Annotated in this window: 23 protein-coding genes and 1 pseudogene; 14 read left to right on the top strand and 10 right to left on the bottom strand. The window is 71.0% G+C overall.

The genetic code is table 11. The features are described 5' to 3' along the window. Positions 1–596: 596 nt before the first annotated feature. Entirely contained in the window at positions 597–1,148 is a 552-nt protein-coding gene (locus ACWD01_RS24455; RefSeq protein WP_451164924.1) for a GNAT family N-acetyltransferase, read from the bottom strand. After that, entirely contained in the window at positions 1,148–2,377 is a 1,230-nt protein-coding gene (locus ACWD01_RS24450) for an XRE family transcriptional regulator (RefSeq protein WP_451164923.1), read from the bottom strand. The genes ACWD01_RS24455 and ACWD01_RS24450 overlap by 1 nt, the downstream gene beginning before the upstream one ends. Positions 2,378–2,591: 214 nt before the next feature. Between ACWD01_RS24450 and ACWD01_RS24445 the strand changes: the two genes are divergently transcribed. The 7 genes and pseudogenes from ACWD01_RS24445 (at position 2,592) to ACWD01_RS24415 (ending at position 6,781) form a co-directional block, all read left to right on the top strand. Continuing rightward, complete coding sequence (locus ACWD01_RS24445; RefSeq protein ID WP_451164922.1) at positions 2,592–3,068, top strand: ATP-binding protein; 477 nt, start codon at positions 2,592–2,594, stop codon at positions 3,066–3,068. After that, positions 3,065–3,571 carry a hypothetical protein gene (locus ACWD01_RS24440; protein WP_451164921.1) on the top strand — a complete coding sequence of 169 codons (507 nt, stop codon included), beginning with the start codon at positions 3,065–3,067 and terminating at the stop codon, positions 3,569–3,571. The genes ACWD01_RS24445 and ACWD01_RS24440 overlap by 4 nt, the downstream gene beginning before the upstream one ends. Beyond that, a pseudogene (locus tag ACWD01_RS24435) lies at positions 3,564–3,756 on the top strand (DUF5999 family protein). The gene ACWD01_RS24440 and the pseudogene ACWD01_RS24435 overlap by 8 nt, the downstream one beginning before the upstream one ends. Continuing rightward, the gene (locus ACWD01_RS24430; protein ID WP_451164920.1) at positions 3,753–4,397 is read left to right on the top strand and encodes a hypothetical protein; all 645 of its coding nucleotides are present in this window, start codon (positions 3,753–3,755) and stop codon (positions 4,395–4,397) included. The pseudogene ACWD01_RS24435 and the gene ACWD01_RS24430 overlap by 4 nt, the downstream one beginning before the upstream one ends. A 112-nt stretch (positions 4,398–4,509) precedes the next feature. Further along, entirely contained in the window at positions 4,510–4,728 is a 219-nt protein-coding gene (gene tgmA / locus ACWD01_RS24425; RefSeq protein WP_451164919.1) for a putative ATP-grasp-modified RiPP, read from the top strand. Further along, positions 4,725–5,705, top strand: coding sequence for an ATP-grasp ribosomal peptide maturase (gene tgmB / locus ACWD01_RS24420; RefSeq protein ID WP_451164918.1), 981 nt, complete (start codon positions 4,725–4,727; stop codon positions 5,703–5,705). The genes tgmA and tgmB overlap by 4 nt, the downstream gene beginning before the upstream one ends. Continuing rightward, positions 5,702–6,781 (top strand): methyltransferase domain-containing protein, encoded by a 1,080-nt coding sequence (locus ACWD01_RS24415; protein WP_451164917.1) that lies wholly within the window; start codon positions 5,702–5,704, stop codon positions 6,779–6,781. The genes tgmB and ACWD01_RS24415 overlap by 4 nt, the downstream gene beginning before the upstream one ends. Before the next feature lie 339 nt (positions 6,782–7,120). Here ACWD01_RS24415 and ACWD01_RS24410 read toward each other — a convergent pair whose 3' ends face one another. Next, positions 7,121–7,759 carry a hypothetical protein gene (locus ACWD01_RS24410; protein ID WP_451164916.1) on the bottom strand — a complete coding sequence of 213 codons (639 nt, stop codon included), beginning with the start codon at positions 7,757–7,759 and terminating at the stop codon, positions 7,121–7,123. 501 nt (positions 7,760–8,260) lie between these two features. Here ACWD01_RS24410 and ACWD01_RS24405 point away from each other — a divergent pair. From ACWD01_RS24405 to ACWD01_RS24395, 3 genes are all read left to right on the top strand, one after another. Further along, positions 8,261–10,720: an AAA family ATPase gene (locus ACWD01_RS24405; protein WP_451164915.1), complete on the top strand. Its 2,460-nt coding sequence runs from the start codon at positions 8,261–8,263 to the stop codon at positions 10,718–10,720. Continuing rightward, positions 10,720–11,091, top strand: coding sequence for a hypothetical protein (locus ACWD01_RS24400; protein ID WP_451164914.1), 372 nt, complete (start codon positions 10,720–10,722; stop codon positions 11,089–11,091). Before ACWD01_RS24405 ends, ACWD01_RS24400 begins: the two co-directional genes overlap by 1 nt. A 95-nt stretch (positions 11,092–11,186) precedes the next feature. Then, a complete protein-coding gene (locus ACWD01_RS24395; RefSeq protein ID WP_451164913.1) occupies positions 11,187–14,615 on the top strand; it encodes a HelD family protein in 3,429 nt (1,142 codons plus the stop codon). A 37-nt stretch (positions 14,616–14,652) separates the two neighbouring features. Here ACWD01_RS24395 and ACWD01_RS24390 read toward each other — a convergent pair whose 3' ends face one another. Then, entirely contained in the window at positions 14,653–15,483 is an 831-nt protein-coding gene (locus ACWD01_RS24390) for an alpha/beta fold hydrolase (protein WP_451164912.1), read from the bottom strand. A 166-nt stretch (positions 15,484–15,649) separates the two neighbouring features. Here ACWD01_RS24390 and ACWD01_RS24385 point away from each other — a divergent pair, with 166 nt between their 5' ends. Next, positions 15,650–16,543: an RNA polymerase sigma-70 factor gene (locus ACWD01_RS24385; protein ID WP_451164911.1), complete on the top strand. Its 894-nt coding sequence runs from the start codon at positions 15,650–15,652 to the stop codon at positions 16,541–16,543. A gap of 250 nt (positions 16,544–16,793) precedes the next feature. Beyond that, positions 16,794–17,552 (top strand): GntR family transcriptional regulator, encoded by a 759-nt coding sequence (locus tag ACWD01_RS24380; protein WP_451164910.1) that lies wholly within the window; start codon positions 16,794–16,796, stop codon positions 17,550–17,552. 55 nt (positions 17,553–17,607) lie between these two features. Here ACWD01_RS24380 and ACWD01_RS24375 read toward each other — a convergent pair whose 3' ends face one another. After that, entirely contained in the window at positions 17,608–18,765 is a 1,158-nt protein-coding gene (locus tag ACWD01_RS24375) for an ROK family transcriptional regulator (RefSeq protein WP_451164909.1), read from the bottom strand. 139 nt (positions 18,766–18,904) lie between these two features. On the opposite strand from ACWD01_RS24375, the gene ACWD01_RS24370 reads away from it, so the two are divergent. Beyond that, positions 18,905–19,342, top strand: a complete 438-nt coding sequence (locus ACWD01_RS24370) for a hypothetical protein (protein WP_451164908.1) — start codon at positions 18,905–18,907, stop codon at positions 19,340–19,342. A gap of 51 nt (positions 19,343–19,393) precedes the next feature. On the opposite strand, the gene ACWD01_RS24365 is transcribed toward ACWD01_RS24370, so the two are convergent. The 5 genes from ACWD01_RS24365 to ACWD01_RS24345 all read right to left on the bottom strand — a co-directional run bounded on the left by ACWD01_RS24365 (position 19,394) and on the right by ACWD01_RS24345 (position 24,845). Further along, positions 19,394–20,932: a PQQ-dependent sugar dehydrogenase gene (locus tag ACWD01_RS24365; RefSeq protein WP_451164907.1), complete on the bottom strand. Its 1,539-nt coding sequence runs from the start codon at positions 20,930–20,932 to the stop codon at positions 19,394–19,396. 141 nt (positions 20,933–21,073) lie between these two features. Next, positions 21,074–21,739, bottom strand: coding sequence for a lytic polysaccharide monooxygenase auxiliary activity family 9 protein (locus ACWD01_RS24360; RefSeq protein WP_451164906.1), 666 nt, complete (start codon positions 21,737–21,739; stop codon positions 21,074–21,076). Between the two features lie 230 nt (positions 21,740–21,969). Continuing rightward, positions 21,970–22,518 carry a G/U mismatch-specific DNA glycosylase gene (gene mug / locus ACWD01_RS24355; protein ID WP_451164928.1) on the bottom strand — a complete coding sequence of 183 codons (549 nt, stop codon included), beginning with the start codon at positions 22,516–22,518 and terminating at the stop codon, positions 21,970–21,972. Continuing rightward, the gene (gene purB, locus ACWD01_RS24350; RefSeq protein WP_451164905.1) at positions 22,515–23,957 is read right to left on the bottom strand and encodes an adenylosuccinate lyase; all 1,443 of its coding nucleotides are present in this window, start codon (positions 23,955–23,957) and stop codon (positions 22,515–22,517) included. Before purB ends, mug begins: the two co-directional genes overlap by 4 nt. 93 nt (positions 23,958–24,050) lie before the next feature. Next, positions 24,051–24,845 (bottom strand): SGNH/GDSL hydrolase family protein, encoded by a 795-nt coding sequence (locus ACWD01_RS24345; RefSeq protein WP_451164904.1) that lies wholly within the window; start codon positions 24,843–24,845, stop codon positions 24,051–24,053. Positions 24,846–24,905: 60 nt separating this feature from the next. On the opposite strand from ACWD01_RS24345, the gene ACWD01_RS24340 reads away from it, so the two are divergent. Next, positions 24,906–25,910, top strand: coding sequence for a maleylpyruvate isomerase family mycothiol-dependent enzyme (locus ACWD01_RS24340; protein ID WP_451164903.1), 1,005 nt, complete (start codon positions 24,906–24,908; stop codon positions 25,908–25,910). The last annotated feature ends 15 nt before the right edge of the window (positions 25,911–25,925 follow it).

Genomic DNA, 25,925 nt, shown 5'->3' with positions numbered 1-25,925 from the left:
TGAGACTTCGAACACCTCACCCAACGGCACGGGAGCCCTGTCCGTTGCGGGCACCAAGGCCATCACCCGATCGGTGGTCACGCTGAAAAGGCTCAGTGTCTGGTTCCCGGCTCACACGATGTGGGAGCACGAGCGGAAGCTCTCCAGCTGGGTCGGAAGCGATCGATCGTTCCGGTGGGACGGCCGCGAGAAGTGTTGGACGGTTGTCAGCGCTCACTTTCCCCGCATAAGCAGTGAGCTGCTCCGCAGGTACCCGAGCGTCCTCATCGGCCGTGAGTTCAACCCGCGTGAAAAGTGCAACTCGTCCTGCCAGAACGCTCTGGGATTTCTCTGTACCTGCTCCTGCCGTGCCACGAAGCACGGCGGTGGTACTTGGCGACGCGGGTGGAGGACCCTCGGCGAGTTCCGCAATCAGCGCGAGGGGCGGCCGTGGTACTGGACGGCCGTCGCCGTTGCTGGCTGATTGCTTTGGCACCCGCTCGCGGAGTCAGTGCGCAGGGCAGCGCCCCGCGCCCCTCGCTCCGACGAGATTGTTCACTGCTTGCGCGGCCATCTGGACGGAGCGGGGTGCAACTTGGTCATCTCACAGCCCAGGGTCACTCAGGGGCGGCGTAGAGCGGAGGCAGCTCACTGCCGGCCGCGATGCGGCGGAGCATCACCGCGTAGACCGGGGAGTCGGGAAACGGCTGCCGTTCACCGACCTTCCGGTATTGCCAGGATTCGTAAAGCGCCTGCACGCGTGGGTGGGCCATGTCCACCAGGAGGACCGACAGCGCTTCATCCCGGCTGCTGAGCAGCGCCGTATGCAGTTGGTCGGCAACCCCGCTCTTGCGCCACCTCGGCCGCACCATCAGTTCCGAAAGGGAGAACGTGGACGGGTCCGCAGGTTCCTCGCCGACGTAGTCGCGCCACCACTCCCGCCCTGGGGCGGAGGGAGCGCCGTAGGCGAAGCCCGCTGGTGCACTGCCGTCCCAGGCGATTACGCAGGCAAAGCCGCTGTTGCCGCCCCAGTGGTCCACGAACCATGGGAATCGCTGGTGGAACGGATCGTCCATCTGGTCCGCGTAGGCGTCGGCGTGGACGACGATGAGCGTCTGTCGGATCTCGCCCAAGTCCGCGTGGGAGTAATGGCGCAGGTCGAGGGGCATCAGCGGCTCCACTGGTCGCGGTATTGGTCACCCCATTCTCGCGCCACGGCAGCATCCGGCGCGAGCGTGAGGAGGTCGCGGTAGAAGTCGCCGATCAGCGACCTCATTCGGCCAGGCAGCGGAGCGCCGACCATCATGTCGAACACCTTGGCCGCTGTGTCGCACGCCTGCTCCGAGTCGCCCTGGTGCAACTGCGCATGCGCGAGCCGTGCGGTGGCCAGGGCCCTGTTGCGGCGGAACTGCTCTGGCAGGACGGCCAGGGCGCGGTGCGAGACGGCCTCTGCCTCCGCTGCGTCCCCGAGCCTGTGGCGCACGATCGCGCCCAGCGCATACAGCTCGGCGGGACCGTAGAAGGCGATCCAGGGAGGTCGGGGCATCTCCGGGTCCACCTTGCCCATCAGGTCCTCGGCGAACCCGAAGGAGCGCAACGCTGCCTGCCGATCCCCAAGGTTCGCATGTCCGACGGCTGTTCGGGCGTGGGCGAGTGAGGCGAACAGCCGGTCCCGGCGAGTGATGCCCGTAGCCTGTGCAGCGTAGGCAGCATCGACGGCCTGACCGTGCTCCTTGCGCTGGTTGGCGAGCATTGCCAGTGAGTTCCACACGCGCATCTCCGTGGCGCTGTCATCCGCCATCCTCGCCAGGTACAGCGCTTCTTTGAGCTGGGTATCCGCACGGTCGAGCTGGCGAGCGTCGATGCTCGACCATGCCGCGGTCGCGGTGAAGTCGGCTGCGAGACTCAGCAGGCGCTGCCGGATTCGCTGAGAACTCGCCCGGTCCTGCTTGCCCAGGCAGTCGGCAGCGCCAGCGAGGGCCGCCCGCTCGAGGTCGGCATGGCCGCCACGCTTGTCGTCCAAGCCGGTCAGGCTCTCCAGACTGGCGCGAAGCCCTGCAACCTCCACGGTCCCGACCCGGCCGGTGATTCCGGCCGTGAAGGGGAGCGTGGCCCCAGCCACCGTCGTGGAAGCGAGGAACGTACGGCGAAGCAAGGTGTCCTCCGGGGGGATGAAGCCGAGTTCGACGGCTGGACTCCCGAATACTGCCTCCAACGCGTCTCGCTGTCGCTTCTGAGGCCACGCAGATTTTCCGGTCAGCCAGTAGCGCACGGTGCGGTCGCTGATCGTCCCGCGGTGGCCGGCGGCTGCCAGCGACGCGTTCAGCTCCGCCACTAACTCGGCCTGTGTGTAGCCCGCTTGATTCATCGCAGCCCGGAGCCGGAGATTCTCGGTCACGCACTCACGGTAGCCGCCGCGTCTCGTTCTGGTCACCTCGTCGAGAGAGCCGCCGAGCCGCAATTTCCGGTTGCTTGCGACTACGTCAGCGGTGCTTTTTCCTGCCTTGTCCGAAGCGACGGGAGTTGTATGAGCGACGGCCCTCTGGGGCCCGGTGCTTCCGACGTTCCGACATCAGGGGTGAGTTGTGCATCCGAGAACCGCTACATCTGAGGTGGCACCCGCGCCCGCTGTGGCGTTAACACGCTCAACTGCCACACCCACGGTCGAAAATGTCATCGATCGTGAGTGGTCACGGTCCTTCTACCTCCAAGCCAATCTGACCGGGCTGATCCGTATCCATGCCCGTACCCGCCTGACCATGCTGCGGTGGGCGGGCAACGCCGAGGCGGCCACCACAGTGGCGGCGATCCTCGCGCAGAACACGGTCGATCACGCCAATCCCGGACCCTTCGGCGACCGCAGCAGTGTCGGTCTGCGGCTCGCCGTCACCGAGGCCGGCGACCTCTTGATCGACGTCTCCGACCCGCTCCCCGCCTTCCCCGGCTTCGAGGCGGCCGCTGCCGGAGCCCGCGGCCGCGGATTGTGGCGGGCCACCCGGCTCGGGGCCCAGCTCGCCTGGTTTCTCACGGCAGACAACGACCGAAAGACCGTCCGGGCCCACATGCTTCCCGGACTGGTGTCGGCATGACTCTCCGTCCCGCCCCGACGCGCTCCTTCGACGCGGGCACCGCGACCATGCAGCGCGTCCTCACCTCGCTGCGTCTCTCCCTCGTCGACGAGTCCGTGTACGAAGACCTCGAGGATGTCCTCGGCCCCTTCGAGAACATCGACGCCTCCCGGGCCGGTGTCCTCACCGGCCGGCTGCAGCGCACGCTCGACGACATCCTGCCCGTCATCCGGCACTCCCACGGCCACCGGCCCGAGTGCGCCCGCGCGTCAGAACTACGGCACGCGGACACGGGCCTGGACGACGCCCGGGTGCACCTGCGGCGCCTGGCCCTCGCCACGCTGGACATCCTCGACCTCCTGGCGAACGCCCCCCCGACCGACCGTGCCGTGCGCCGTGCCTTCCCCAGCGCCCGCACGGTTCTCAAGCCGCCCTGCACCCGCACCACCACTCACACCTCCGAGAGCGTTCCGGTGCTGGGTGCAGGGCCCCGAACCCTCGCAAGGGACCGCCTCTATGTGTGATCACCGGCCCGCCTGCCCCCGACTCCGCCGGCAGAGACGCCGCCCGCCTCCTCACGGCCCGCCCCGAGCAGGGTTGGAGCCTGCTGTGCAACGGCGTGCTGGTGTTCGACGACACCGGTGAACTCCTTCCCGACGGCCAGGCGCGCCTCTTCCGTCCGGCCCTCTTGAAGGGAGCCGCAACGTGAAAGAGACAGTGACCCGGCTCGTGCCGTACATCACCTCCCGCGAGGGAGAGGACGGCGAACTCCTGGCTGCGCTCCGCGCATCGTTCGCAGACGACGGCCGCGTTCGCCTCGGCTACTGGGACGAAACCCCGGACGACCGGGGCCCGCGCGGTGAACTGTGGGGCCGCTGCTCCCAGAACATCGGCCGCGACCGCCTCCCGCAGGGCCGCCCGCAGTGGCGCATGGTGCACCCCGCACGGCAGCGCGAGACGATGATGAAGCTCCTGTGCCAGGTGTGCGTCAGCCCCACCCGCGTCCGCGGCGCCCACCTGTTCCTCGACACCGGTCCCCGGCTCGAACCGGGCAGGCGGCTCCTGACCGCGCACCCGCCGCTCTGCCTTGAGCACGCTGCCGCAGCGGTCGAACAGTGCCCGAACCTGCGCAAGAACCACACGGCTCTGCTCGTTCACCGCGCGCCGCTGTACGGCGTCATCGGCACCCCGTACCAGTGGAGCGCGAGCGGCCTTCAAGCCCTCCCGGGGGACGACCAGCCGCTCACGTACACCTCACCCCTGCTGCCCTGGTTCCTCGCCTCCCAGCTTGTACGGGAGATCCGCGAACACACCGTCGTCGACCTTCGCGACCTGGTCGACGGCCCCTGAACCCCCGGCTCCGGCATCCAGAACGGCGCACGATCCCGGCAGGACGTCGCACCGTGCCGGAGCCGGGTCCCACCACCGCCAGAGCAATTCCCCTCACCACCAAGGAGAAGACATGACCACCACGATTCCCTTCGCCGCACGCTCAGCCGCGCCGCCCTGTCTGGTCACGACGTCGATCGACGGTGTGTCCTGGGACGAGGACCGCCAGATCAACGTGACCGCCGACGGCACGCCGTGGCACACCATGCCGCAGGCCGCGTCCACCACGGACACCAACATGGACGGCAAGGGCGACGACGTCTCCGACCCGTACTACGCCTCGGCCTCATGAGCACCGCCGCCCGCCCCGTGCTCGTCGTCGCTGAACAGCTCGACGCGTCGGCCGACATGGTCGTCGATCAGCTGAACCTGCGCGACGTCCCCGTCATGCGGTTCGATGTCGCCGAGTTTCCCCAGCAGCTCACCCTGACCGGCAGGCACTTGCCGACCGAACCGGGCTGGACCGGGGTCCTCGACGACGGGCGCCGGACGGTGCGGCTCGAGGGGGTGCGGGCCGTCTACTGGCGGCGGCCCGCACGCCCGCTCATCGCCGCCACCGTCCCCCAGCCCTACCACCTGTGGGCGCAGAATCAGGCCGATGCGGCGATGCTCAACGTCCTCGCCGCGCTTCCCGGCGTGCCGTGGATCAACAACCCGCACGCCGATCGGGTCGCGTCCCACAAGCCGCAGCAGCTCGCCGCCGCCACGCGCTGCGGACTGCGGGTGCCGTACAGCCTCATCACCAACAGCCCCGACGCTGCCCGCGCCTTCGCCAAGGAGGTAGGCGGCCCCCTGATCTGCAAACCGATTCTCGGCGGTCGCCTGGACGTCGGCGAGGACCGACAGCTCATGGTGGCAACCCACCGCGTCGACGCCGCCGACTTCGACGACAGCATCAACATCACCGCGCACTACTTCCAGGAGAACATCCCCAAAGCCTACGAGGTCCGCCTCATCGCCGTCGGCGGCCAGGTCTTCGGCGGCAAGCTGACGACCACCGGCGAAGCGGCCGGCACTGACTGGCGCACCGACTACGAGCACATCGAGTACGACACCGTCGACGTACCCGACCACGTCGCCACAGGGGTAGGCCGCTTCCTCGCCCACTACGGCATCGTGTTCGGCGCCTTCGACTTCGCCGTCACCCCCCAAGGAGAGTGGGTGTTCTTCGAGAACAATCCGGCCGGGACCTGGGGATGGGTCGAGAACCGAACCGGCCTGCCGATTGCCGCAGCGCACGCCGACTACCTCGCAGGAGCGCAACTATGAACTGGCCGGACACGGACGCATCGGCCTCCGCACGACAGAGGTTCGCCGCCGCGCTGAGCGAACAGCCCAGCCAGTGGAGCGACGCCTTCGCCTCCGTACCCCGGCATGTCTTCGTACCACGCTTCTACCGCCAGGACGCCCACGGAGAGTGGCAGCCGGTCGCATGGGGCGAGGACGGGTACCTGGAGGCCGTGTACTGCGACGAGGCGCTGACGACACAGCTCGACGAGCACGGCGTCCCCACCAGCTCCTCAAGTCAACCGTCCCTGATGCTCACCATGCTCGAGGCCCTCGACGTCCACGACGGGCAACGCGTCTACGAACTGGGGACCGGCACTGGATACAACGCAGCCCTGCTCTCCCACCGGCTCGGCGACAGCAACGTGACCAGCGTCGACGTCGACACCGACCTTGTTGAAGCCGCCATCCGGCGCCTGCGGCAGGCCGGATACCAGCCGACGGTGACCGCCGGAGACGGAGCCCGCGGATATCCACGCAACGCTCCGTACGACCGGATCATCGCCACCGCCGGCCTGCACATGGTCCCGCCGCCGCTGCTCGACCAGGCGGCCGACGGCGCGGTCATCGTCGCCCCTCTCGGATACGGCATCGTCCGCGCCACCGTCACCGGCTGCGGCCACGCCACCGGCCGCTTTCTCCACGCACCGGCGTACTTCATGGCCCGCCGCGTCCCGGGCAGGCCTCCGCAACTCGACGCCGCCCGCGAGCAGACACCGACCGACAGCACCGTGCCGGCCGAGGACATCCTCGGTCGGCTCAAATTTCCTCTGTCGATCGCCCTGCCCGGCTTCACGTCCTGCTCCTGGAGGGACGAAGCAGGCAACCTCGAGGCGGTCGGCCTGTGGACACCCGACGGCTCGACTGCCGTCGCCCGCACCGCAGGCACCGTCCAGCAGACCGGACCCCAGCGGCTCTGGGACACCGTCGAGGAGGTGGCCAAGACGATCACCGGCGAACCCGACCGGTCCGATTTCCTCCTCACCGTCAGCCCGGCCGGGCAAGCCGTGAGCTACGGCCCGGACGGTCCCTCCTGGAGACTCCCCACAGCGCTGTAGGAATGCGCGACACGGCGGTGAGTCGACCATCAGGCCGGCTCGCCGCCGTCGTGTAGGAACCCGTCGACGGCGGGCCGTACCGTGGCCCACGGCCGGTAGTCGATCTCCACGGCCACCTCCACCAGGTCATCTCCCGGCCCGCGATCGTCCGCACGCCCACGGACCACCCAGCCCGCGAGCGACCTTTCCGTGACCGACCCGCGTCTGCTCTGAGCCGGCCGCTCCGCCCTTGCGTGCCATGGCGCACGGGCGTCACCTGGACTCTGACTCTTCACGGCCGGGACGCCCGATCAGGCAAGGAGCCGGCGACGGCACTGCGGACCGTCGCGGCCTTGGCGTTCATCGATCAGGAAGATCCGCGATCTTGCTGATGAGAACGCCGATCGACTGTGCTGTTCCCTTCAGCTCGGAAGTCAGGGCCGCGGAATCGTCCAGTACGACCACGGGCTGGAACCGGGCGTGCGGCGGGATGGGCCGGACAGATCTCCCTACGTACAGGACAGCCTCATTCAGCTGATTCCGCTCTTCATCCCCCGGCGGGCGGGGGCTTGCCACCCACGCCCCATAGGCGGTTCGTCCACCGATCCAACCGAGATCGAATTGCGGACCGCGGCGTGCTGCGGTGCGAACTTCGAGTGACGACCGTCCACCGATCCGATCAACCACACGAGACAACAGCTTGTCGTGCCGAGGCGTCCCGCGCCCCAGGACATCAGCCTCGAACGGGCTCATCCCGCGCGTCCGCAGTCGCAGCCTGTCGAACGGTCCGCCGAGATACCCGTCCCCGACCTCAGGCAGGACCGTCACGTGATCGCCCTGCATCTTGAGATCCCGGCAACGGGCGGGAGCTCCGAACAGAAGGTCCGAGTAGCCGGCGGCGTCAACCACATGAATATGCCGGCCCTCCCTGCGTGACTGCATCACTGCCAGAAGCTTCCTGCTCAGGCCGCGGTCCACGTCCTTGACGTTGCCTGCCAACTCTCCGTGGACGACGAGGGTGACCTTTCTGGAGAAGCTGTTTTGGCAGGTAGCTCCTAATGTTTCAGAACGGGAGACGCAGTCCTTGCGAAAGACCCATTCACCATCTACGAGTGTCTTGCCGGTGAACAGGAGCGTCTGTCCTCGCAGTTCGCGTATCCATCCAGTGCACGGCACTCTCGCCAGCCTCCTCAGGGTCCGAACAGTTGTTGTTGCGCGCACCTTCTGGTGCCGTCGCGCGAGGGCCTACCCCAGTGACCGGCTGCAACATGCGCATCGACTGGGCCGGACACGAGAGGGTGCCCCACCACGCAAGCTACTGAGCGATGGCATCTCGCATCTGACTCTCTATTGATAACCCTGGTTATCAGGCTCTGGAAACAATTCTTCGCCTCGACCTTCCTAACGTTCCGTCATGCAGCGGACAGCGCCGCAGCGGCAGTCGTCCCGCCGTTCGCCCTGCCGTCCACGCACCACCGACCAGCGCCCGGGAGGCACCTGATGACGGAACAGTCCAAGCAGAACGAGCACCCCAACACAGGTTTCGCCGCGCCGTACGAGGGCGACCAGCCCGCAACCGTCGCCGTACTCGTGGGGCAGCGCCTCGAGGAATCGCCGCTCAGCGAGCCCGTGAAGACGCTCCTGTGGGAAGCGCTGGGAGAGGGCGAGACCCGTAAGGGACCTTCCGCAGGCCGGATCTACCTCGATTCCGTCGCCGTCACGGGGTTCCGCGGCATCGGCCCCCGGACCTGGCTCGGCCTCAGCCCCCGGCCCGGGGTGAATCTCGTCGTCGGCCGCAACGGTTCGGGCAAGTCCAGCGTCGCCGAGGGCATCGAGACGGCCTTCACCGGCGTCAACATGAGGTGGCACGGGTTGCACGCCTCGCGCAGCGGCAACTGGCGCAACCTCCACCACGGCGGTGACAAGCCGGAGATCGAGGTCAAGCTCGCCATCGAGGGCGACGCCGGCCGCAGCACGCTCACCCGCACCTGGGACGGCTCGGACTTCGACGACTCCCGTGGGGAGCTCAAGCGCCCGGGACACGGCCGCATCCCCATCGAGCAGGTGGGCTGGCAGCAGGCCATGGAGGACTACCGGCCCTTCCTGTCGTACGTCGATCTCGACCGCATGATCAGCGGCAAGCCGGCCCAGATGTACGACGCCATCGCCTCGATCCTCGGCCTCAAGCAGATCAGCGCGGCCGACAGCAGGCTCCGCGCGGAGGAGAAGACCCTCGACGACGCGGCCAAGGCGGCGAAGGCGGACGTGCCCGAGCTCATGGCCGCCCTGTACGAGCTGGAGGACGACGAGCGGGCGGTGCACGCCCTCGTGGCCATCGACACGCAGGACAGCCCGGACTTCGACACACTGGGCGCGCTCGTGGCCGGACTGCCCGACGACACGGACGAGGGCCTTCTCGCGGAACTGCGCCTTGCCGCCGCTGCCCAGGGCCCCGACATGGAGCAGGTCGACGCAGCCGCCGCCCGGCTGGCCGACGCGCTTGCCGCAGAGGAAGACGTACGCGGAACCAGCGCCGACGACGCTCACCTGCGCGCCGACCTCCTTACCAAGGCCCTCGCCCACAGTGAGCGGCATCCCGACGCGGAGACCTGCCCGATCTGCGGGACGGACGGAGCCCTGGGCGTGGACTGGGCCGCGAGCGCCGCCGCGCAGATCGCGGTCCTCCGGCGGGAGGCACAGACTGCCGATGACGCGCGCATCGAACTGCAGTTGGCGGCTCGGGCCCTGCAGGACCTTGCGCACCGGCCTCAGCGGGTCCCGGCCGCCCTTGCCGGGCCCTGGGACGCATGGATCGACTGCCGACGGATCAGCGAACCGCGGGAGCTGGCTCGCCGCGCCCGTCAGGCCGCCGCTTCGCTGGCCGATGCCTGTGCCATGGTCAGGGAGAACTCCGCCAGGGAGCTCGAGAAGCGGGACGAGCGCTGGCGCCTGCTGGTCGTACGCCTGGCCGCATGGGCGGAACGAGCCCGGACCGTCGAGGAGAACGGCCCGCGGCTGAGGGACGTCCGCAAGGCCCGTGCCTGGATCAAGAAGGTCTCCACCGAGCTGCGTGAGCAGCGGATGGAGGGTTTCACCGACCAGTCGCAGCAGATCTGGGAGAAGCTGCGCCAGGAGAGCGACATCGACCTCAACGGAGTGAGCCTGCGGGGCAGTGAGAAGGCCTCTGTCCGCTCCCTCGTCATGAACGTGTCCGTGGACGGCAAGGATGCCCCCGCCCTCGGCGTCATGAGCCAGGGTGAGCTGCATTCGCTCGCACTGTCCCTGTTCCTTCCTCGCGCCGTCACCGCCGACAGCCCCTTCGGCTTCATCGTCATCGACGACCCCGTGCAGTCCATGGACCCCGCCAAGGTCCACGGTCTCGCCCAGGTACTCCACGAGCTCGGCAAGCACCGGCAGGTCGTCGTGTTCACCCACGACACCCGGCTCCAGAGGGCGTTCACCAGTCAGGAACTGCCGGTGACGGTGTTCCAGGTGGAGCGCGCGAAGGAGTCGAAGGTCAGGATCGAGCGGCTGACCGATCCGGTCGGGCAGGCGCTCGCCGACGCCAGAGCCATCGTCGCCACGCCGAACCTCCCCGATGCCGCACGCACCCACGTGCTGCCCAGTCTGTGCCGCATCGCCCTGGAGAACGCCTTCCTGGAAGCCGCGTGGATCCGGCATCACCGCCGCGGCGGACCGGAGCGGGAACTGCATGACGCGATCGACGACGCCGACAAGTTCCGGCAGGTCGCGGCGCTCGCCCTGTTCGGGGACGCCGCGAGGGCCGACGACGTCGAGGGCGAGGTACGAGCCCGGTACGGGGACTCGGCGGTGCAGCTCATCCGCCTGTGCCAGAGCGGCGCTCACCCCACGGGCGCCCGCATCACCGATGCCCGCCGCTTCGTCGACGACGTCGAGGCGCTGGCGCAGCAGGCGCGCAAGGCGGGGGTGACGGCCTGATGCGTACTGCCGCCGCCTCCGTCACTGACCTGCTGGACACGGCCGACCGGCTGCTCGCCGGCGACCTGCACGGTGCCACGGCCGCCGGCCGGCACCGTGGGGCCTGTCTCGCGCTGCGGACCGCCCTGGAGATCTCCGTCGACCGGGTGCTGGACACCGCGGTGCCGGGCCTCTCCCGTACCACCGGCCGGGCCAAGCTGCTGTGTCTGCGCTGCTACACGGCGGCGGAGACCGCGCGCCGCGCGAAGTCCGTCTGGTCACACCTGTGCCTGGGCTGCCACTACCACCAGTACGAGATCGGGCCCACACACGATCAGGTGAGCGCCTGGCGCGTCGAGGTCGGGGAACTCATCCGGGAATTACGCCCCTGACTGTTTGTCACCGGCCGGTTTCTGATAGTTGTTTCAGTGGGGTACGGGCGCAGGCCCGTAGCGGCGCCCCACGGGCGCCCGCAGGGAGGACGCACATGGGCACCACCACGCACGACGAAGTCATCGCCGCCGAGCAGAAGGCGGTGGACCATGCATACGACTGCTACACCGAGCGGTTGGCCGAGATGAGCGGGACGTCGACCGCCACCGCGTCGGCGAGCGGCAAGGACGGCATCGCCAACCGGCTGGACGCGGAGGCGCGGGCCGCCGCGTACGGCGGGCTGGGGGACGAGGCGCTCGTCTTCGCGCGGGTCGACGCGCCGGAGGACCCGGGAGGGCGGCCCCGCCCCTGGTACATCGGCCGGCGGGTGGTGCACGACTCGGAGAAGGAACTGGTGGTCCTGCCCTGGACCAGCCCTCTCGCGAAGAAGTGGTCAGAGGCACGTCCGGAGGCGCCGGGCGAGGTGGTCCTGCGACGGCAACTGCGGTGCGTGCAGCGGATCGTCGAGGGCTACTTCGACGAGATCGCTCCGGCCGCCCTCGTACCCGGGCCCCGCCCGGCGGAGGACGACACGACGCCGGGCGACGCGACCGCAGACCACGCACGGACCGCGCCCGCACCCCCGGAGAAGGCGCGTACACCCCGGGACGTCGCCCGGCAGCAGCGCCGTAAGCCGCTCCAGCCGGACGACTTCCTGCTGCGCGAGCTGCAGCGTTCGCGCAGCGGCCGGATGCGGGACATCGTCGAGACCATCCGGCGTGACCAGATGGACCTGGTCACCGGTTCCCCGTCCGACATCCTCGTCGTGCAGGGCGGCCCGGGCACCGGTAAGTCCGCGGTCGGTCTGCACCGGGTGACCTGGCTCGTCAGCAACGAGCACTTCAAGGCCCAGGACATCCTCGTCATCGGCCCCCACCAGCGCTTCCTCGACTACGTCGGACGGGTGCTGCCGACCCTCGGCACACGGGACGTCAACGCGGTCCAGCTGAGCCGCCTCTGGGACGGCGAGATCCTCGGCACCGACACCGAGCGGGCCCGGCTGGTCAAGTCGGACGAGCGGATGGCGGCCGTCCTGCGGCGCCGGGTCGAGAACGCCTGCCGCCCCGAGGCCCTGGACGACCTCACCGCCCCGCCCTCTTACGAGGGCGACGAGCCGGCCGTCGTCGTCACCGCGGGCAGTACGACTCTGCGCGTCCCGCGGCCCGATGTCCTCGCCCTCCTCGAAGAGGCCCGCGGCGGCGACGGCGCCTACCGTGAGCGCCGGGAACGTTTCCGCAGCCTGTTCGTCGACCGGCTTCTCCAGGAGCTCGCCACCATCGCCCCGCGCCGCGGCCAGGGCGGCACGATCCGCCGTGACCTGGAACGCAACCGCCGGGTCGAGCGGCTGGTCGAACGCGTCTGGCCGTCGCCGGGCGCCCGGGAGGCGCTGCGCGGTCTTTACGACTCGCCCGACCTCCTGCGCGCCTGCGCCGACGGCGTCCTCGACGGCGACGAGCAAGCGGCCCTGCACCGCCCGAGGGCGGCCACCGCCGACGCCGATCCGTGGACGCTCGACGACCACGTCTGCCTCGAAGAGCTCCGGTTCCTCATCGACGGGGAGATGCCCCGGCGTTACGGGCACATCGTCGTCGACGAGGCGCAGGACCTGACGCCCATGCAGGCCCGCGCGCTGCGCCGCCGGTGCGCCGTCGGCGGTTCGATGACGGTCCTCGGCGACCTCGCCCAGGCGACCGGCCCGCACACCCCCGCCGACTGGGACCGTCTGGGCGCCCTCCTGTCCGACCACGGGGACTGGCGCGTCGCCGAGTTGAACACGAGTTACCGGGTGCCGGCGGAGATCATGGAGTTCGTCGCGCCCCTGGCCCGCGCGATGGCCCCCGGTCTGCCCTACCCGCAGGCCGTGCGCGAGGCCGGCGAGGACGCCGTACGCACCCTGGCGGTCGAGCCGGGAGAGCTCCTGGCGGACACCGTCGCCCAGGTGACGCGCCTGGTGGGCACCAGCGACGGGCGCACCCTGCGGTCCGTGGCCGTCATCGTTCCCGACGACTGGGACCGGCTGGACGAGATCAGCGGTCTGCTCGACCGGAGCCCCGGCATCACGGGCCCGCGCCGTGAGGCGGTCTCCGTCCTGGTGGCTGCGCAGGCCAAGGGCATGGAGTACGACCACGTGCTGGTCGTCGAGCCGGCCACCATCGCCGACCGCGGCCCGGCCGGACTGCGGCAGCTCTACATCGCTCTGACCCGCAGTACGCAGAGCCTGACCGTGCTGCACACCTCGCCGCTTCCGGAGCTCCTCACGCACACCGACGGCACGACCGAACCGCCCACTGCCGGAACCGAATCCCACGCGCCGCACGGCGACGTCCCCGACATCGGGACGGACATCCGCGTCCGGGTCCTCGGCCCCGGGCCCGGCGGCCGTTACAAGGTCAAGGCCCTGTCACCCGAGACGGACCGCCCGCTGGTCCTGACTGTCCGGCACGGCTCCGCGCCCCCGCGCCCGGGCCAGGAGCTGGACTGCTGGGTCTTCGCCAACGAGACCGGCCACAGCGTCCTCACCGCCGACCGGCGTGGCCGCCGGCCCGTCTCGCCGAGGATGGCGGAGCGTTACGTGGCGGCTCTCGGCGTCCTCGACGAGCTGCCGGCCGGCGGCGCGGACGTCCCCCTGGACGCCCGGAGCCGCCTGTCCGAGCTGCAGGGTATGGCCAACCGCGTCCTCCGCCGCGACCAGGCGGACTGGGTGGACGTACGACGGGTGCTCGGCGCCCCGGACCGGCACCGCCTGGGTGTGCTGCGCGACCTCGCGGCCGGCGCCAACCGCGCCCTCAAGGACGGCACGCTGGACCCGGACCGCCTGCGCGACGAGCTGGCGGACTCCGGCTGGGCCGCGGCCCTGGCCGAGGCGCGCGAGGCCCTTAGCACCCGCCTTGCCGCCGAGACGGCAGACCCGGAGGCCCTCCGCGCCCGCCTCGCCGCCGAGACGGCAGACCCGGACGACGAGACCACCTCCGCGACGACCACGTACCCGCAGCCCGACGACAAGGAAGCCGAACCCGTGACGACTGTCGACGAAGCCCCCGCTGCCGCCCCGGCCGCGACCACGAAGGAAGGGTTCCTGCGCGCGCTGGAGACCTCGGCGGCCGCCGACCGTACGTGCAAGAAGCACGAGGCGGTGCGTCACGCGCTGATGTCGGAGCTGCTGTGGGCCGACCTGGCGCCCGCCGACTCCCCGACGGTGGACGTCAGTTGTGCCATGGACGACGGCCTGTTCGTCTACGAGGTCCTGGGCGCCGGCCGATCCGCCTACGCGGACCTCCGCTCGGGAGCGACCCGTCTCCTCGAGATCAACCACACCCTGCCGGAGCCGGCCGTCCGTCTCTGCCTGGTCCTCTGCGAACCGCCCGTGGAGGACTGGTCGGCCGACACCGTCCGCGAGGTCTTCGGCGTCCACGTCCTGTGGCGTACCCGGGCGGGCTGGGGCGGCGACGGCACGCGCACCGCGCTGGGAGGCCGCGAGCAGTGATCCGGTGACCCCGCCATCGCCGCGGGGCCTCGCGGCGTCAGGCGCTGCCGTCCAGCAGTACGCGCGCCACCAGGGCCGGGTCGTCGTTCATGGGGACGTGGCCGCAGCCGGGCAGCCTGACGAGGCGGGCGCGGGGGATGACGTGCTTGGCGCGTATGCCCTGGCGGCGCAGCAGCAGCCGGTCCTTGGCGCCCCAGGCGATGGTGACCGGGATGTCGCGGACGTCGTCCGTGAACAGCACGCCGCCCCCGGCCGCGAGCGTCTCGTGGAAGCCGGTGGCGCCGCGCAGGGCGCGGGTCTCTGCGACGGCGGCCTCGGGTGAACGGCGGCCGGGCCGCGCGTAGATGGTGCTGACCAGTGCCGCACGCCCCGCTGCCGAGCGCGACAGCCGCTCGATCACGGGCAGCGGCATGGTCCGCGCGCCGAACCGCATCGCGCGCAGGGTGGTGAAGGCGTAGCGCCGCTCCGCCTCCGACCAGAAGCCGGCCGGGGAGAGCGCGGTCACCGAGCGGACCAGCTTCTCGCGGCCCAACTCGAGGGCGAGCAGCCCGCCGAGGGAGTTGCCGGCGACATGGGGCCGGTCGATGCCGAGCTCCTCGCAGAAGGCGCTGAGCGCCGCCGACACCGTGCCCAGGTCGTACGGGACGCCGTCCGGCAGCGCGGCGGACGCCCCGAACCCGGGCAGGTCGACGGCGACGACGTCGCGGTCGGCGGCGAGGATGTCCATCACCGGCTCCCAGGCCTGCCAGTGGTGGCCGATGCCGTGGAGGAGGAGCAGCGGTTCGCCGGCGCCCCTGCGCTCGTAGGTGACGGACAGCGTGCGGCTGCCCCGGGCGGCCTTGACGGCGAACGAGATCTCTGCGGCCATGCTGCACGCTCCCCTTGCCCTGCACTGCTGTAGACAGACTGTCAGTAACAATTACCGCTCGGTAGCTTCGACTTCAAGAGGCAGGCCCCCGCCCCGCACTCCGATGTGCCGCGCGCCGCACCGGAACCTGCTGGACAGCGGGCGCCTGGTGGGCTGGGATTGAGGAGTGGCAACAGACACCGTGACCGACGTCTTCGAAGAACACCGGCCCGTTCTGACCGGCGTGGCCTACCGCATGCTCGGCCGGATCGCCGACGCGGAGGACGTCGTGCAGGAGGCCTGGCTGCGCTGGTCGGCCCAGGAGCGCGACGACGTACGCGAGCCGCGCGGCTATCTCGTACGCACCACCACCCGCCTCGCGATCGACCGGCTGCGGCACGTCCAGTCCCGCCGCGAGTCGTACGTCGGCCCGTGGCTGCCCGAGCCCATCGCCACCGACTTCGGCCCGTCCGTCCCCGACACGGCCGAACGGGCCGTCCTCGCCGACTCCGTGTCGCTCGCCGTGCTCGTCGTCCTGGAGTCGCTCTCGCCGCTGGAGCGCGCCGTGTTCGTGCTGCGCGAGGCGTTCGGCTTCCCGTACGCCGAGATCGCGGCCACGCTCGACAAGTCGGAGGCGGCCGTGCGGCAACTGGCCGGACGGGCGCGCAAGCACGTGAACGAGCGCAGGCACCGGTACGACGTGGACCCCGCCGAATGCCGTGACCTCACCGAACGCTTCCTGTCCGCCGCCGCCGGCGGCGATCTGGCCGGGCTGCTCTCGCTGCTCGCCCCGGACGTACGGCTGGTCGGCGACAGCGGCGGCAAGTCCAAGGCGCCGCTGCGCGTCATCGAGAGCGCGGACAAGGTCGGCCGCTTCCTCGTCGCCGTGGCCCAGGAGCCGATTCCGGACGTGGAGGTCCGCCTCGTCGAACTCAACGGCGCGCCCGCCCTGATCGTCCTCTCGGGGGGCAAGCCGGACACCGTCCTGCAGGTGGAGGTACTGGACGGACGCATCCAGTGCGTCTACATCATCCGGAACCCCGACAAGCTCGCCGCCCTCGCCGCGCCCGGCGCCCCCTGACCCCACCGTCGCCGCACGTCGGACCCCGTGACCGTATCCGGCCGCGGGGTCTTGTGCTGTCGGCGACGGCCTCAGTACGAAGGCCGCGCGAACGCTGTGCGAATCCGGCCCGCTGCACAGCGTGACATCGATGGGATTGGTCTTGACCAAGGGGGAGGCCCGTCCTATGGTCGCAGGGATAGTGCAGGAACCTTTAATAAACAAGGGCGCGGAAAAGCAGCCGACGGTACGGCGATCGTGGAGGATCAGGGTGGGGACCACGCAGCTGGAATCGGTGCCGGAGCCTAAGTACTGGCACCTCAAGACCGTGCTCGCCGAAGCACTCGACACCGACTTCACCGTCGGCGAGATCCTGCCCAACGAACGGGACCTCGCCGCACGCTTCGGCGTCGCCCGCGCCACGCTCCGGCAGGCGCTCGAACAGCTCGAGCTCGAAGGCCGGCTGCAGCGCCGCCGCGGCGTCGGCACGACCGTCGCCCCGCCGCGCATGGGCGTCGACGTGACCACCTCCCGCCAGGACTGGCCCGGCACCGGCGACGACGCCTGGCAGGCCGCGGAGTGCACCGTGGCCGTGCCGTCGGCGGCCGTCGCCCGGCTGCTCGACACGGAGACCGACGAAGCGGTGCACACGGTGCGCCGGCTCCGGATGAGCCACGGCCAGCCCGTCGCCGCCGAGTTGCTCTACGTGCCGTCGGTGTCCGTGCCCGACCTGCCCGCGATCGAGGCCCCGTCAGGACCGGCACTCGCCCGCAGCGTGCTGCGCGAACTGCAGCGCCTCGGCCTTGAGGGCCAGGACCGCGCCGTCGAGCTGGGGTCCGCGGGCGCCGTCGACGCCAAGGAACTGGACCGCCTGCCGGGCGCGCCCGTCCTCGTCGTCACGACGCGGTACTTCTCCGAGGGCCGCACCGCCGCGGTGTCCGTCGCCACGTACCGGGCCGACACCTGCCGGCTGACCTTCGGCGGGGACGTCGAGATCAGCCACCCCGGCCAGGAGCGCCACGCGTCCTGACGCGACCGGCCCGGCCCAGGGCGTTCGCAGTTGTCGTACCGGCCCGCCGCACCGCTCAGCGGCGGGCCGTCACCGTTCCCTCGACGGCGAAGAGCTGCTCCTCCACATGGTCGAGCGCCAGCCGCAGCGCGCCCGTCGCCACGGCCGCCTCACCGAGCAGGGACAGCGTCACCCGCGGCGGCCGGAGGCAGTAGCGCGACAGTTCGTCGCGCAGCGGCGGCAGCACCCCGTCCAGACCGGCCGCCCAGCCGCCGATCACCACCACCTCCGGATCGAGCGCCAGCACCAGCGCCGCCACGTCGTGCACCAGGCGCTCGTTGAACCGGTCGACGGCGGCGCGGGCTCCTGCGTCACCGCTCCTGGCCAGCGCGAAGACGTCCGCCACCGCCTGCTCGTCCAGCGGATGCAGCGGCTCCCCGGTCGTCGACAGCAGCTCCTCCGGCGTCTCGTCCCGGCCCAGCAGATGCAGCGCGCCGATCTCGCCCGCCGCTCCGCCGTAACCGCGGTGCAGCCGCCCGCCGATGAGGGACCCCGCGCCCGGGCTCAGCCCCGCCAGTACGAACACGATGTCGTCGGAGTCCGTCGCCGAACCCTTCCAGTGCTCGGCGACCGCGGCGGCGTTGGCGTCGTTCTCCACCAGCACCGGGCACCGGAACGACCTGCGCAGCCGCTCGCCCAGCGGCAGCCCCGTCCAGCCCGGCAGCGCCGTCGACAGCCGTACGGTCCCGTCGGCCTCGACGATCCCCGGCGATCCGACGCCCACCGCGCGCAGACTGCTGCGCGCCACACCGGTGCGCCGCAGCAGATCGGCGACCACGGCCCGTACGCGCTCCAGCCGGTCGTCGGCGCTCGCCCGCTCGGAGACGTCCCGCGAACCCGCCCCGATGATGCGCCCGTCCAGACCCGACAGCAGCGCCGCGACACGGTGGGCGCCGATCTCGATACCCAGCAGATGGCCGGCCTCCGCACGGAACCGGAACCGCCGCGCCGGCCGCCCCTGCCGCCGGGCCTCGCTCTCGTCCGGCACGGCCTCGACGACCAGCCCGGCCTCGATCAGGCCCTCGACGACACCCTCCACCGTCGGCCGGGACAGGCCGGTGATCCGGGTCAGGTCCGTGAGCGTGGGCGACTCGGCGCCCCGCAGGGAATGGAGTACCACCGCGGAGTTGATCCGTCGCAGCAGCGATGGATCCCCGCCGGTCAGCCGCCCCACGTGTGTCCTCCCCGCTCGTGCCACCTCTGGCCGGATCGTACTCGCTGCCGGCGCCGCACCGGGCCACCGGCCCGGCGGGCGGCACCGCGAAACGGGTGACGGCGTCCCAACTGTCAGTGGCGGCAGGTTCAATGGGTCCATGACCACGGCACAGCACCTCGCTGCGATCGACCGGCTGCGCGGCCGCACCTTCCCCGCGCGGCGCGAGCGGTCGCGACTCGGCGACAGCGGCCCGGGGTACCACATCGGCCACCTGCGCATACCGGCGGACGCCCTGGACGCCTCCGACCGTGCCGCCGGCCGCTCACGCGAGCCGTACGAGGCGGAGTGCGAGGCACTGGTCACCGCGTTGAACAGCCGCTGGGGCGAGGGCCAGTGGTTCGCCCTGTGGTCGGTGCTCGTCGGCGGCATCCGCGGGGAGGAGATACCCGCGCCGTGGGACGAACTGAGCCACTGCGTCGAGGACCTGCACCTGTGGCGCGTCGGGAGCCACTGGACGGCCGTCGGCGTCTCCCGCACGGAGGGCGAGGACGAGTACCGCCTGATCGCCGTCGTCACCGAGGTCGACCCGCCCTAGTGAGGGCCTTGTCAGCTCGGTGCGACGGCGGTCAGCGGCCTGCGGGGCGGTTCAGCGGCCGACGGCGCAGGCGTCCCCGTTCAGGGTGAACCGAGGCGGCGGTGACGCGTCACCGGTGTGGTCGGCGAGGTATCCCAGAGTGATGCTCGCGCCCGGAGCGATGGCCGCGTTGTACGGGGCATTGGCCGCCGCGATCGTGTTGCTTCCCTGAGTCAGGTCCGTGTTCCAGTCGGAGACGACCTTTTGCCCGAGGGCCAGCGGGAAGGCGAGCGTCCAGCCGCTCACCGTCGTGCCGCCCGTGTTGGTGACGGTGAGGTCGACCGTCGTTCCGGTGCCCCAGGTCCGCACGGTGCGGTCCACCCGGCAGGTGGGCTCGTCCCGCTGGAACGACACCCGGTGCAGGCCGCCGGGCAGGTCGTTGACCACGTAGAACTCCCCGTCGGCGGTCGTGCCGATCGACGTCACCTGGGTCGGCATCTCCCCGATCTCGGCCTGTTCGTAGCCGCCGCTGCCGTCGGGGCGCAGGGCCCAGACCGTGGACGAGCAGTAGTCGGTGGCGATGTAGGTGCCGCCGACCAGGTCGGCGTACTGCCGGCCCCGGTAGACATGGCCACCGATGACCGAACAGCCGCCGGTGTAGGGAGAGTACGTGAAGACCGGCTCGGTGTAGGTCTCGCCGGGCACGCAGTCCCCGTCGGTGAACCTCTCCAGCCCCTCGTAGCAGGACCAGCCGAGGTTCAGCCCTCCCTGCCCGGCCGGGAGGTGGTCGATCTCCTCCCAGCGGCCCTGGCCGACGTCGCCGATCCACATCGAGCCGTCGGCGTCGTCGAACGAGAACCGCCACGGGTTGCGCAGCCCGTACAGCCAGATCTCCTCGCGGGCGTCGCCGGAGGCGCCGGCGAAGGGATTGTCACCGGGGACGCAGTAGGGGAGCGGGGCGCAGGCGCGGCTCACGTCGATACGCAGGATCTTGCCCAGCAGGGTGTCCAGCCGCTGCCCGGCGCGGAGCGGGTCCGCGGAGCCGCCGCCGTCGCCGATGCTCCAGTACAGGTTGCCGTCGGGGCCGAACGCCAGCTGTCCGCCGTTGTGGTTGCTGAACTCGGCGTGCTCCTGGGAGAGCAGGACCTCCAGGCGGGACTCGTCGAGTCGGTAGCGGGCGAGCGTGACCGCGCCGTCGGGCAGGGCCGTGTACGCCAGGTACAGGTCCTGGCTGTCGGCGAAGTCGGCCGGGAGGGCGATGCCGAGCACGCCGCGCTCGTTGCCCGACTGGTCCACGGCCGCAGCGATGTCGACGAGCGGTGTCCGGTCCAGGCCGGTGTCCGGGTGGTAGACGCGGACAGTACCGGGCTTCTCGGTGATGAACAGCCGGCCCGTGCCGTCGTCGGGCGCGGCGAGGGCGGTGGGCCGTCTCAGCCCGGATGCCACTTGGGTGGTGGTCGTGCTCAGCGACGGCAGCGGCACGGTCGCGGTGTCCGTTGTTGCGGCGGGGGTCGCCGCCGCGGCGGACGGAGGCGCGGCGGCGGGCAGCAGGGTGAGGGTGCCCAGCAGGAGAGCGAGCAGAAGGGGCCCTGCCCAGCGGCGTCTTGGCATGTCGGCTCCAGTGACGGGGAGGCTTGTTCCGGTCGGCGGGCAGGTCGCGGTGCGGCAGCGGGCGGCGGCGGTACGTGAGGCACGGGCGGGTCCCGCCGGACGGTGCTCGCCGTCCGGCGGGACCGCTCGGTGACCGCCGGATCAGCGGAAGTTCACGTCACTGCACAGGAAGTAGGTCTGGTCCATGTGCGAGGCCTGCCAGATCGTGTAGACGACATGGCGACCGCTGTAGCCGGACGTGCTGACGGGGATCGAGTAGTTCTGGCTGGGCCCGTACCGGCCGGTGCGGGCGACCGGTTCGAGGTCGCTCCAGCGCAGCGGCTGGGTGGTGGGGTCGTAGCCCTGCCGCGAGACGTAGACCTGGAAGTAGTCCGCGCCGTGGCTGGCCTGGTCGTACAGCTTGACGGTGAAGTCCGAGGCGATGTCCGTGGTCTTCCACGCGCCCACGGTGTCCATCGAGTTGTAGCGACCGCCTTCGGTCCGGCCGCCGCTGCACAGCTGCCCGTCCGGGACGACCGCACGGAAGTTGCCGCCGGAGCCGTTGCGGTAGAGGCCGTTCCAGTTCCACATGGCGTTCGGGTTGTCCTGCCATGCCTGCCAGCACATCGGGTCCTGCTGTGCCATGGCCGGATTCTGGAAGTCGCTGCCCCAGCGCTGCCAGCAGCCGTAGTTGCGCGATCCCGGGTCGACGACCGACCCGTGAGCGACGGCGGTGCCGCTCCAGGGGATCAGGCTGAGCAGCGCCGCGACGAGGGTCGTGAGGACGAGCGTCAGGCGGCGTTGCTTGTAGTGTGCATGACAATCCATGATCGCCTTCTTTCCGTGGGGGAGTGTCGGCTTTCTTGGGGGTTCCGACGGTGCGGGCGCTCCCGCGGCATCGTGGGAGCGCTCCCACGCCTCCCAGGCTGCGCCTCCCGAAGCGGACCAGCAACGTCTAATTACGCCACTTCCGCCGCCGCATGGCGCGAAAGCGGCGGTCGCCGGACGGTGCGCATGGTCACGGCGGGCGCGGACGTGCTACCGGTCCGGACGGGGGCTCAGGGCCGGCCGGCGGCCTCTCGCAGCCTGCCGTACTCCTCGGCCATCGTCTGCGCCGTCCAATGGGCGTTGAGCCCGCTCGGGTTGGGCAGTACCCACACCCGCGTGCCGCCGATCGTCCGTTCCTGCGGACCGATCCGGGCCGAACGCTCCCCGAACGCCGTGCGGTACGCCGTCACGCCCACCACGGCCAGCCAACGGGGCGCGAGCCGCGCCACCTTCGCCGCCAGCAGCCGCCCGCCTTCGCGGAACTCCTCGTCACTGATCTCGTCGGCCCGTGCCGTCGTCCGCGCCACCACATTGGTGATGCCGAGGCCGTACGACAGCAGCTCGCGCTGCTCGGACGGCTTCAACTGCCGCGGGGTGAAACCGGACAGGTGCAGCACCGGCCAGAATCTGTTGCCGGGCCGGGCGAAGTGGTGCCCCGTGGCGCCCGACATCAGCCCCGGGTTGATGCCGCAGAACAGCACCGAGAGACCGTCCGCGACCACGTCCTCGATGACGCGGTCGCGAGCGGCCTCCAGCTCGGCGGGGGTGGGGCGGGTCAGAGGATCGCGCCCGGGGTGTAGGCGGCGGCCTCCGGGTGCTGCTTGGCGATCTCCTCGATCCGGGAGACCACCGAGGCCACCTGGTCGCCCGCCGCGCCGGTGAACGACAGCTTGTCCGCCATCAGTTCGTCCAGCTGGGCGCGGTCCAGCGGGATGCGCCCGTCGGCGGCCAGCTTGTCCAGCAGCTCGTTGCGCTCGGCGCCCTGCTCCCGCATGGCGAGCGCGGACGCGACCGCGTTCTCCTTGATCGCCTCGTGCGCCACCTCGCGGCCGACACCGGCGCGGACGGCGCCCATGAGGACCTTGGTCGTGGCGAGGAACGGCAGGTACCGGTCCAGCTCGCGGGCGACGACCGCCGGGAACGCGCCGAATTCGTCGAGCACCGTCAGGAACGTCTCCAGCAGCCCGTCGAGCGCGAAGAACGCGTCCGGCAGCGCGACCCGGCGGACCACGGAGCAGGACACGTCGCCCTCGTTCCACTGGTCACCGGCGAGCTCGCCGGTCATCGACGCGTAACCGCGCAGGATGACCATCAGACCGTTGACGCGCTCGCAGGAGCGGGTGTTCATCTTGTGCGGCATCGCGGACGAGCCGACCTGGCCCGGCTTGAAGCCCTCGGTGACCAGCTCGTGGCCGGCCATCAGCCGGATCGTCTTGGCCACCGACGAGGGCGCGGCGGCCAGCTGCACCAGGGCCGACACCACGTCGTAGTCCAGCGAACGCGGGTACACCTGGCCGACCGAGGTGAACGCGTGGGCGAACCCCAGGTGGGCGGCGATGCGCTGCTCCAGGTCCGCCAGCTTCGCGGCGTCCCCGCCCAGCAGGTCGAGCATGTCCTGCGCGGTGCCGACCGGGCCCTTGATCCCGCGCAGCGGGTAGCGGCCCAGCAGGTCCTCCAGACGCCCGTACGCGACCAGCAGCTCGTCCGCGGCGGTCGCGAACCGCTTGCCGAGCGTCGTCGCCTGCGCCGCGACGTTGTGCGAGCGGCCGGCCATGACCAGCTCCGCGTACTCGCCCGACAGCTTGCCGAGCCGCGCCAGCACCGCGACCGTACGGTCCCGCATCAGCTCCAGCGACAGCCGGACCTGAAGCTGCTCGACGTTCTCCGTGAGGTCACGCGAGGTCATGCCCTTGTGGACGTGCTCATGGCCGGCGAGGGCGTTGAACTCCTCGATACGGGCCTTCACATCGTGCCGGGTGACCTTCTCGCGCTCGGCGATGGACGCCAGGTCGACCTGGTCGAGCACCCGCTCGTAGTCGGCGAGCGCCGCGTCCGGCACCTCGATCCCGAGGTCCTTCTGCGCGCGCAGCACCGCCAGCCAGAGCTGACGCTCCAGCTTGACCTTCTGCTCGGGGGACCAGAGCACGGCAAGCTGCGCGGAGGCGTAGCGGCCGGCGAGAACATTGGGGATGCGAGGCTTCGCAGACACAGCAGTCACGTGACCAGATTCTACTGTGCGTTTGCGCAGCTCAGCGCCCCGCCCGTGGTTGTAGCTTGCTACGAGGAGATCACGCGGGCGGTTCGTGGGAGGTCAGGCGTCGGCGGAGGACGTCAGGCCGGGCTCGTACGGGAGCAGTTCCGGCCGTTTCGCGGGTCTGCCGTCGCCGGAGGAGCGGCCGGTCAGGCGCCGGCCGATCCACGGCCCCAGGTGCCGGCGGGCGAACTGCGCGTCGGCCACCCGCCGTGCCGCCCAGTTCCCGCGGAGCGCGGGCGGCAGCGGAGCCTGCCAGTCGTCCTCGGCGTCCAGGCGGAGGCCCTGCCAGACCGCCTCCGCGACCCGGCGGTGACCCTCGGCCGTCAGATGCAGCCGGTCGGCGTCCCACATCCGCTGGTCGCTGAGGGCGGCGCAGCCGTAGAGGTCGACGACGAGCGCCCCGTGCCGCGCCGCCAGGGAGTCGACATGGGCGAACAGTTCCTCCATGCGCGGGCGGAACCGTTCCATCACCGGGCCCGCGCGGCCCGGGCTGCGCATCAGCACCAGTTGCCCGCACGACGGCGCGAGCTTCTCCACCGCCTCCTCGAGGAGGTCGCGCACCCGGACCATGTCGCACTTGGGCCGCAGGGTGTCGTTCAGCCCGCCGACCAGCGTGACCACGTCGGCGCCCATGGAGGCCGCGAGGTCGACCTGCTCGTCGACGATCTGCCGGATCAGCTTGCCGCGTACGGCGAGGTTCGCGTAGCGGAAACCGGGGGTGCGGGCCGCGAGCCGGCCGGCGAGGACGTCCGCCCAGCCGCGGTACGAGCCGTCGGGCAGCCGGTCCGACATGCCTTCAGTGAATGAGTCACCGACCGCGACAAAACTGGTGTAGTTGGCATTGATCTCCATGGCGCAGCGATCGTACCGCGCGGTAGGGTCCCTCGGTTCCGTATCCGGAGGGGAGCTTTCGTGAGTGACGCACTGCTCAACGCGCTGGCCGAGGCGCTGGCCGAAGTGGTGACCCTGATCGACACCTGCGACGACGACGTGCTCGACCCCGACACCGCGGTGAAGTGGCTGGAATCCACCGGATTCCTGCTGGACAGACTGCCGCCGGCCGACCGCCGCGAGCTCGCGGCACTCGTCCGCGCGGCTGCCGCCCGCCGGCCTGAGGGCGGGTGGCGCGACGACCTGCTCCGGGTGCCGGACGGCTTCGGACTGGACGACGACCAGCACGAGCGGTACTGCGACGCCGTCGAACGCCTCGTCGGCGAGTTCGTCCGGACCGTACGGGGCGCGGACCCCGCGACCCCCGTCCCGACCTGCCCCGGCTGGACCATCGCCGACCTGGTGAAGCACCACGGCACCACCCACCGCTGGGCGGAACACGTGGTACGGACGCGGGCCACCGAACGCGTCTGGGCCCGCGACGTCCCCCTCGACCTGCCGGACGAGCCGTCGGCCTACCCGGACTGGACGGCCCGCGGCGCCGAAGCCGCCCTGCGGACCGTGCGCAAGGTGGATCCGGACCTGCCGATGTGGTCCTACGGGGCGGACCAGCGGGTCGCCTTCTACCCGCGGCGCCTGCTCTTCGAAGCGGTGATCCACCTCGCGGACGCGGAACTGGCGCTCGGCCGTGAACCCCGTATCGCGCCGGGGACCGCGGCGGACGGCATCGAGGAGTTCCTGGAGAACCTGCCGCACTACACGTGGATGACGGAACCGATCCGGGCGCTGCCGGACGGCTCGGTCTCGCTCCTCGCGCAGGACACCGGCGCGGCGTGGACGATCGCCTTCGGCGGGGCCGGGTTCTCGTGGACGAAGACGGCGTCGGCCGCGCCGGTCACGGTCGCGGCCACCGCGGCGGACCTGCTCCTCCTCCTCTACGGCCGCCGCGCTCCGGAACCGGCCCGCTTCACGGTCAAGGGCGACGGCGGGGCGCTCGAGGGATGGCTCGCGGTGACGGCGTTCTAGGAGTCGCCCGGCGAC

It is taken from the genome of Streptomyces sp. NPDC002835 (assembly GCF_053591995.1).
Note: the sequence above shows the minus strand (reverse complement) of the source record. Positions and strands in the feature narration are given on the sequence as shown.